This is a genomic window from Acidisoma sp. (assembly GCF_035492295.1).
GTDB lineage: Bacteria > Pseudomonadota > Alphaproteobacteria > Acetobacterales > Acetobacteraceae > Acidisoma.
In genome coordinates this window covers 1-5,683 of the sequence record NZ_DATJJK010000137.1, presented here as the reverse complement: position 1 = coordinate 5,683, position 5,683 = coordinate 1, and the positions used below count along the sequence as shown (strand labels likewise).

At 65.1% G+C, this 5,683-nt stretch carries 7 protein-coding genes; 3 read left to right on the top strand and 4 right to left on the bottom strand.

Annotated elements, in window-relative coordinates; translation table 11 throughout:
• Both VL752_RS09720 and VL752_RS09715 read left to right on the top strand, forming a co-directional pair.
• The coding region (locus tag VL752_RS09720) for an AI-2E family transporter (protein ID WP_325354587.1) at window positions 1-849 on the top strand (849 nt) is incomplete at its 5' end.
• A gap of 85 nt (window positions 850-934) precedes the next feature.
• A complete protein-coding gene (locus VL752_RS09715; RefSeq protein WP_325354584.1) occupies window positions 935-2,134 on the top strand; it encodes a trypsin-like peptidase domain-containing protein in 1,200 nt (399 codons plus the stop codon).
• A gap of 30 nt (window positions 2,135-2,164) precedes the next feature.
• Here the strand turns inward: VL752_RS09715 and rdgB are convergent, their stop codons facing one another.
• Together rdgB and rph are read right to left on the bottom strand one after the other, a co-directional pair.
• A complete protein-coding gene (gene rdgB / locus VL752_RS09710) occupies window positions 2,165-2,800 on the bottom strand; it encodes an RdgB/HAM1 family non-canonical purine NTP pyrophosphatase (protein ID WP_325354582.1) in 636 nt (211 codons plus the stop codon).
• Window positions 2,800-3,534: a ribonuclease PH gene (gene rph / locus VL752_RS09705; RefSeq protein WP_325354580.1), complete on the bottom strand. Its 735-nt coding sequence runs from the start codon at window positions 3,532-3,534 to the stop codon at window positions 2,800-2,802. Before rph ends, rdgB begins: the two co-directional genes overlap by 1 nt.
• 173 nt (window positions 3,535-3,707) lie before the next feature.
• Between rph and VL752_RS09700 the strand changes: the two genes are divergently transcribed.
• Window positions 3,708-4,445, top strand: a complete 738-nt coding sequence (locus VL752_RS09700) for a FadR/GntR family transcriptional regulator (RefSeq protein WP_325354578.1) — start codon at window positions 3,708-3,710, stop codon at window positions 4,443-4,445.
• A 79-nt stretch (window positions 4,446-4,524) separates the two neighbouring features.
• Here the strand turns inward: VL752_RS09700 and VL752_RS09695 are convergent, their stop codons facing one another.
• Together VL752_RS09695 and VL752_RS09690 are read right to left on the bottom strand one after the other, a co-directional pair.
• Window positions 4,525-5,271 carry a phosphoadenylyl-sulfate reductase gene (locus VL752_RS09695; protein ID WP_325354576.1) on the bottom strand — a complete coding sequence of 249 codons (747 nt, stop codon included), beginning with the start codon at window positions 5,269-5,271 and terminating at the stop codon, window positions 4,525-4,527.
• Window positions 5,272-5,536: 265 nt separating this feature from the next.
• Window positions 5,537-5,683, bottom strand: a 147-nt coding sequence (locus VL752_RS09690) for a sigma 54 modulation/S30EA ribosomal C-terminal domain-containing protein (RefSeq protein WP_325354589.1), incomplete at its 5' end; no start/stop codon positions are given.

Here is a 5,683-nt window from a genome sequence, read left to right as displayed (position 1 = left end):
GTAGCGGTCGCGATCTTCGGCTTCTGTTTCTGGGTCGGGCCGCGTCTGGTCCAGCAGGGCTATGACCTTGTCAGCGCGCTCGCCAAGGAGGGGCAGGACCTCACCGCACGCTACGGCCACACGCCATGGGGTAAGGAACTTCTGCAAAAGATCAACAACACGGGGGCACAGGCGGCGCAAAGCCTGGCCGCACCCATGCTGACGGCCGCAAGTTCGACCCTCAGCGGGCTGCTCGGTCTCTTCGTCCTCATTGTCACCATGCTCTATTTCGCGGCCAACCCCAGCCTTTACGTGAACGGGCTGGTGACCCTGCTGCCACCCGGGCGGCGCGCACGCGGGCGCGCCGTGCTGGACAAGGTCGCGCATGTGCTGCGCTGGTGGTTCCTCGGCCAGCTCATCGACATGGCCGTCGTCGGCATCTTCACGGTCATCGGCCTCGTCATCATCGGCATGCCGATGGCGCTCGCCCTCGGCGTCATCGCCGGCGTCCTCACCTTCGTCCCCTATTTCGGCGCGATCCTCGCAGCCATTCCAGCCATCGCCATCGCCCTCGGCCAAAGCCTGCACATGGCCTTTCTCACCCTCGTCGTCTTCACGATCTGCCATGTCATCGAGGGCTACGTCGTCTCGCCTCTCGTGCAGGACCGCATGGTGCGGCTGCCGCCCGCACTCCTCATCCTCTCGATGACCTTCCTCGGCTCGCTCTTCGGGCCAATGGGCATCATCATGGCGACGCCCCTTGCGGCAGCCGGCCTCGTTCTTGTCTCAGAACTCTATGTCGTCGACGTGCTCAAGGATGAAAGCGGCCGGGACGTGACAACCCGGCCGCTGGAGAAACGCAGCCGCTGAGCGGGCGCTCTCCGAAGGTTGTCAGACTCAATGACGTTCGGTATCAGTTGCGGAGGCGTTTCGTTTCCGCGGGAAAGAATAGGCGATGTCTGGCAATAGCTCCGCACCCCTCAACGGCATCGTCTACATCACCGATACGATCGGCTCCGGCCGCTACCAAGCCTCGGGCGTGCTCATCGCCCCGGACCTGGTCCTGACCGCCGCACATGTCGTCTGGCAGGAGGGAGTTGGCAGCGCGACGAACATCACGGTTTCTGCCGGCTATAGCCAAGGCGCCGCACCCTTCGGTCAGGCCTACGCGCTCTCCTACGACTACAACGCAACTGCCGATGCCGGTGGCGAGGAGACGCTCAGCACCACGCAGCAGGACTATGCCCTGATCAAGCTCGGCAGCCCGGTGGTGGGGGCGACGAGCTTCGCGCTGGGTTCCAATTTCACCAGCGGTGTCGCCTACGTCAGTGGCTATCCCGCCGCGGCCAATGGCGCGCTTCTCTCTCCGGCGCAGAACCTGTTCCAGATTCCGAATCTCAGCGTCCTGGTCGGGCAGGCGCTCGGCCCGGGATCGAGCGGCGGGCCGGTCTGGGCGCTCGGGGCGAACGGCACGCCCACCGTTTATGGCCTGGTCTCGACCGCTATTGGCGGCACCGGTTTCAACATGCAGCTGACCGATTCCGCCGTCTCCCAAATTGACGGCTGGGCGGCCCAGCTCGACGCGCCGATGGCGCCCCTCTCGGTCTTCGATACGACGACCCAAAGCAGTGTTGCCGCCACCGGCTCGCCCTATATCGGGCCGGTCGCCGGGCTGGAAAACACCTATGCCAATGTCACGAGCGATGGGCTCGACATCCTCGCCACGACGCCGAACTGGTTCATCGCCACGGGATCGGGCAATGACGCCATCACGGTGACGAACGGCACCAACGTGGTCGACGGCGGGGCGGGCTCGAACTTCCTCACCGGCGGCAGCGGCGACGACACTTTTTTCGTCAATGCGACGCCGCCGAACCAGGATATCTGGACCACGGTCGTGCATTTCCATCAGGGCGACTTCGCGACACTCTGGGGCGTGGCACCGGTTGTCGCAACCGCGATGGCCTGGGCGAACAATCAGGGTGCCGCCGGCTATACCGGCCTCACCCTGCATGCGACAACGGTGAACGGGACCAGCGCGTCCCTTACGCTGGACGGCTATTCGACCGCCGATCTCTCGGACGGGCGGCTCGCCATCGCCTTTGGCGTCGATCCCTCGACCGGTCCCTATATGCTGATCGCCGGCACCGGCTAAGGTATTTTTTGACCAGTCTGCGCCGGCGGTTCAGTCGGACAGGACGACGCTCTCGCCCTTTGGCGGCACTCCAAGCGAGCCGCGCACCAGCGCACCGAAGGCGCGCGCCCGGTGGCTGGTCGCGGTTTTCCGCAGCGGGTCCATCTCGCCATAGGTCTCGGTCTCGCCATGAGGGCGGAACATCGGGTCGTAGCCGAAGCCCCGCGTGCCGCGCGGAGGCCACAGCCATTCCCCTTCGACCTTGCCTTCGAAAAGCTCGTAGTGCCCGTCCGGCCAAGCGAGGCAGAGGACCGAAACGAAATGCGCGCCGCGCGGCCCACCCTCGCCCGCTTCGGCATGCACACGCTCCATGGCGGCGCGGAAATTCTTGGTCGGCCCCGCCCAACGTGCCGAATAGACGCCCGGCGCGCCGTGCAACGCATCGACACAGAAGCCGCTGTCGTCCGAAAGCGCGGGCAGTTGGGAGGCCTCGGCCGCCGCCTGGGCCTTCAACCGGGCATTGCCGGTAAAGGTCGTCTCGGTCTCTTCGGGCTCGGGCAGGCCGAGTTCGCTCGCCAGCACGACGTGGATGTCCCAAGGCTCCAGCAGCTTGCGGATTTCGACCAGCTTGCCAGGATTGTGGCTGGCCAGCACCAGCCGGCAGCCGGGATCGAGCGGGCGCGCCATTAGACCGCCCTCGTTTCGGCGGCTTCGATGGCGATATTCTGGGCGACGAAGAGGGCGCGTGTCCCCGCCTTGGCGAGAGCCATCAGGGTAAGGCAATCCGCTTCCGTGAAGGGTTTCTGCTCGGCCGTGGCCTGGATTTCGACGATGCCGCCATCGGCGGTGAGGACGAAATTGCTGTCCGCATCCGCCGCCGAATCCTCCTGGTAGTCGAGATCAAGCAGTGCCTCGGCGCCCAGGATGCCGCAGGAGACGGCGGCGACCTGTCCCACCAGCGGCACTGCGGCGAGCACTCGCTGTGCCACAAGATGCCGGAATGCCAGGGTAAGGGCGACATAGGCGCCGGTGATCGCGGCGCAGCGCGTGCCGCCATCGGCGTTGAGCACGTCGCAATCGAGGGTGATCGTCATCTCCCCCATGGCGCGGCGGTCCACCACGGCGCGCAGGGAACGGCCGATGAGGCGCTGAATCTCCTGGGTGCGGCCAGACTGCTTGCCCCGCGCCGCCTCGCGCTCGCCGCGCTTATGGGTGGCGCGCGGCAGCATGCCATATTCCGCCGTTACCCAGCCCAGGCCCTGGCCACGCAGGAAGGGCGGCACCCGCCCCTCGACGCTCGCGGTGCAGAGGACTTCGGTCTGCCCCATGCGGATGAGCGCCGAGCCTTCCGCATGGCGGGAAAAGCCGGTGGTGATGGAAACAGGGCGCAGGGCATCGGCGGCACGGCCGGAAGCTCGCATGGAACTATCCTTCTTGGTCAACGAAACGCCCCGAGAAGTAGCGGTTCACGCCGCCGAGAGCCACCCTCGTCGTGACCGGATGAAAGGCATGCGGCGGCAGATCCAGTCTGCCCTATTCCTAACGTCGTTCCGGGGTATGATATGTAGTCCACCGAAGAAGTCCGGATTTTTCATTGGCTGAACAAACCGCTTCCTCCCGACCCCGCGTGCATCGGGACGTGGTCGAGACCCTTGCACGGCGAATCCTTTCAGGTGAGATTCCGCCTGGGGACAACCTGCCCAATACGCACGACCTGAGTGCTGAACTCGGCGTCAGCCGATCTGCGCTCAGGGAAGCGATCAAGGTGCTGACCGCCAAAGGTCTGCTGGAAGTGCGGCCCCGCACGGGCACGCGCATCCTGCCCCGCGCCAGCTGGAACCTCATGGACCCGGAACTGCTCGGCTGGTGCGGCCCGGGGCTGGACGAAGATCTCGTCCGTCATCTTCTCGAATGCCGCCATCTCATCGAGCCCGGCGCGGCGGCCCTCGCCGCGCAGCGCGCTACGGCCGAACAACTTGGCGAAATCGATGCGGCGCTTGACAGCATGGCCCGCGCCACGACGCTGGACGAACGCGTTCAGGCCGATCTCGATTTCCATGTCGCGATCTTGCGCGCAAGCGCCAATCTTTTCCTCGCCCAATGGGGGCTGACCGTCTCGTCGATCCTGCTCGCCGCCTTCCGGCTTTCGACCGGCGCCGCGCATTCCTATGACGTCGCCTTTTCGGCCCATCGGGACGTTTTGGAAGCGATCAGGCAGCGGGACCCGGCGGCGGCCGACCGCGGCATGCGGCTGTGTCTCTCAGCCATGGCGCATGACCTTCATTTAGACGAGAGACGGGCGGATGCGATGCGCGCCGGCGAAGCCGCCTGACACAAGACCCTGACCGAGGAGCCCGGCCCCTCAGGGTCTGATCAAAAAGCGAGAGCCCTTTTCGTGAGCACCGTTCGCATCAGGCGAAGGCGGGAGCGGGCAAATGGATGCCGCATTCCGTCTTGGCCTGCCCGCGCCAGCGGCCGGCCCGAGCATCCTCGCCCGCGGCGACCGGCGCCGTGCAAGGCATGCAGCCGACAGAGAGGAAGCCGTACGCCTCCAGCGGATGATGCGGCAGATCCCGCGCCTCGAATTCCGACGCGATTTTCTCCGAGGACCAGAAGGCCAGCGGATTGACCTTGATCCGGCCCGAGGCCTCGGCCTCGAAGAGGCCGACGCCGCGCCGCGTCGCCGACTGGAAACGCTTGCGGCCGGTGATCCAGGCATCGAAGCCTTCGAGCGCCGTTTGCAGCGGCAGCGTTTTGCGCAGGCTGCAGCAGCGGTCAGCGTGCTCGCGCCAGAGGCGGCCATCCGGATCATGCCGCGCGACCTGAGAGACCACCGGCTTCACGATGCGCACGTCGCGCAGACCCAGCAGGGACACCAGCTGATCGCGGTATTCCAACGTCTCCGGAAAAAGCTTTTCCGTGTCCAGGAAGATCACCGGCACGGCAGGATCGATCTCCGCCGCCATGTGAAGCAGGACGGCCGATTCCGTGCCGAAGGAAGAGACCATGGCGATGCCGCCCGCGAAAGCCTCGGTCATGGCGAGGCGAAGGACGGCCGAGGCATCCATGGGATCGGCGATGCGCGACTGCAATTGGGCGCAAAGACGGATGGCCGCCTCTTCGGCGGAGGTGATAGGCGTAGCGGGAGTGGAATTCATCTCGATCAGGCCCTCAATCAGGAGGCTAGGCCCCTAAAGAGGAGGATTTTTCTTCGGAATACAATATCAGTGCCGATAATAGTAAAATCCTTCCCCTGCCCGGCTGTCGGGTAAAAAAACACTGCTCCAAGGAGGCATTTCGAAGAATGCATAGCTACCGGCTTTCCATGCGGAATTCTCCAAACCAGTTCGATTGACGTCAGCCGAAACAAAAGCGCCCCGCCCGTGAGGGCGAGGCGCTTGCTCTGTTCCAGCGGAACGAGGTTCAGTCAGCGGCAGGATCGATCCAGCCGATATGCCCGTCCTGTCGGCGATAGACGACATTGAACTGCCCGGTCACGGCATTGCGGAACATGACGACCGACTGGTCGGCGAGATCCATGCGCATCACCGCCTCGCCCACAGTGAGGCG